Source organism: Bacillus silvicola, from assembly GCF_050524305.1.
Taxonomy (GTDB): Bacteria; Bacillota; Bacilli; order Bacillales; family Bacillaceae_G; genus Bacillus_A; species Bacillus_A cereus_AT.
In genome coordinates, this window is sequence record NZ_JBNGVC010000013.1 from 935,001 (window position 1) to 937,500 (window position 2,500).

Genomic DNA, 2,500 nt, shown 5'->3' on the forward strand with positions numbered 1-2,500 from the left:
AAGTTCGCATTCTTGTCTTCATTCGTAGCCAATGCACCTCCCGATGCATTCACCGTTTCCTTTAAGTGAGGATTATCCTCTAAAAAATCTTTTTCTTGTTTCGCATTCAACGCATAATTATAAAAATAATTCCCGACTAACATATATGCAATCGCTAGAAGGACTAAAACTACTATAGTAATTACACCTATCTTTTTCATATTATCTCCTTTTTCAAAATTAAATCTTCTTATATTAAAGTACTTCAAAATAACTGTACTATTTTAACACACCAATGAATCGTATCTATAAGAAATAAAATAGAAAATCTTAAATTACATATCAAAAATCACGGGAGAAATTGAATAAAAAATTATATAGCAATGTAACCACAAATCTTAAAAGAATGGGCAATACTTAAAATCTAAAGTGGTATTTTGGGTTATTAAGAAGTTATTTCTAACGAAATGTACACAAAAAAGACGAGTCATTCTGACTCGTCTTAAGGTTGCTTGGCGACGTCCTACTCTCACAGGGACAAGGTCCCAACTACCATCGGCGCTAGAGAGCTTAACTTCCGTGTTCGGTATGGGAACGGGTGTGACCTCTCTGCCATCATCACCAAACTATGAAGGCATATTCCTTCAAAACTAGATAACATTTGCTACATATTATATGGTTAAGTCCTCGATCTATTAGTATTCGTCAGCTCCACATGTCACCATGCTTCCACCTCGAACCTATCAACCTGATCATCTTTCAGGGATCTTACTAGCTTACGCTATGGGAAATCTCATCTTGAGGGGGGCTTCATGCTTAGATGCTTTCAGCACTTATCCCTTCCGCACATAGCTACCCAGCTATGCCCTTGGCAGAACAACTGGTACACCAGCGGTGCGTCCATCCCGGTCCTCTCGTACTAAGGACAGCTCCTCTCAAATTTCCTACGCCCACGACGGATAGGGACCGAACTGTCTCACGACGTTCTGAACCCAGCTCGCGTACCGCTTTAATGGGCGAACAGCCCAACCCTTGGGACCGACTACAGCCCCAGGATGCGATGAGCCGACATCGAGGTGCCAAACCTCCCCGTCGATGTGGACTCTTGGGGGAGATAAGCCTGTTATCCCCGGGGTAGCTTTTATCCGTTGAGCGATGGCCCTTCCATGCGGAACCACCGGATCACTAAGCCCGACTTTCGTCCCTGCTCGACTTGTAGGTCTCGCAGTCAAGCTCCCTTATGCCTTTGCACTCTACGAATGATTTCCAACCATTCTGAGGGAACCTTTGGGCGCCTCCGTTACACTTTAGGAGGCGACCGCCCCAGTCAAACTGCCCACCTGACACTGTCTCCCGGGTCGATAAGACCCGTAGGTTAGAATTTCAATACAGTCAGGGCGGTATCCCACCAGCGCCTCCACCGAAGCTAGCGCTCCGGTTTCAATGGCTCCCGCCTATCCTGTACAAACTGTACCAAAATTCAATATCAGGCTACAGTAAAGCTCCACGGGGTCTTTCCGTCCTGTCGCGGGTAACCTGCATCTTCACAGGTACTATAATTTCACCGAGTCTCTGGTTGAGACAGTGCCCAAATCGTTACACCTTTCGTGCGGGTCGGAACTTACCCGACAAGGAATTTCGCTACCTTAGGACCGTTATAGTTACGGCCGCCGTTTACTGGGGCTTCAGTTCAGAGCTTCGCTTACGCTAACCCCTCTCCTTAACCTTCCAGCACCGGGCAGGTGTCAGCCCCTATACTTCGCCTTACGGCTTCGCAGAGACCTGTGTTTTTGCTAAACAGTCGCTTGGGCCTATTCACTGCGGCTTTCCGTTAAGAAAGCACCCCTTCTCCCGAAGTTACGGGGTCATTTTGCCGAGTTCCTTAACCAGAGTTCTCTCGCACACCTTAGGATTCTCTCCTCGCCTACCTGTGTCGGTTTGCGGTACAGGCACCTTTTATCTCGCTAGAAGCTTTTCTTGGCAGCGGGGAATCAAAGACTTCGCTCCATAAGGAGCTTCCCCATCACAGCTCAGCCTTCACGATAAGCGGATTTGCCTACTTATCAGCCTAACTGCTTGGACGTGCACAACCAATCGCACGCTTCTTCTATCCTTCTGCGTCCCTCCATTGCTCAAACGATAAAGAGGTGGTACAGGAATATCAACCTGTTGTCCATCGCCTACGCCTGTCGGCCTCGGCTTAGGTCCTGACTAACCCTGAGCGGACGAGCCTTCCTCAGGAAACCTTAGGCATTCGGTGGACGGGATTCTCACCCGTCTTTCGCTACTCATACCGGCATTCTCACTTCTAAGCGCTCCACCAGTCCTTCCGGTCTGACTTCACTGCACTTAGAACGCTCCCCTACCACTGATACCATTGGTATCAATTCGCAGCTTCGGTGGTGTATTTAGCCCCGGTACATTTTCGGCGCAGAGTCACTCGACTAGTGAGCTATTACGCACTCTTTAAATGGTGGCTGCTTCTAAGCCAACATCCTAGTTGTCTAAGCAACTCCACATC

General features: G+C 47.8%; 1 protein-coding gene and 2 rRNA genes (2 of these 3 only partly in view). All 3 read right to left on the bottom strand.

Translation table 11 applies throughout. The annotated features are described in order from the left end of the window. Positions 1 to 200, bottom strand: the 5' end (the start) of a protein-coding gene (locus tag ACP6L7_RS26865) for an alpha/beta hydrolase (RefSeq protein WP_097833476.1). 760 nt of this gene lie to the left of the window's left edge; the window shows 200 of its 960 coding nt (coding positions 1-200); its start codon is at positions 198 to 200; its stop codon lies beyond the left edge, outside the window. A gap of 289 nt (positions 201 to 489) precedes the next feature. Beyond that, positions 490 to 605 (bottom strand): 5S ribosomal RNA (gene rrf / locus ACP6L7_RS26870). A 49-nt stretch (positions 606 to 654) separates the two neighbouring features. Beyond that, positions 655 to 2,500: ribosomal RNA gene (locus tag ACP6L7_RS26875) — 23S ribosomal RNA — on the bottom strand; it runs 1,076 nt beyond the window's last position.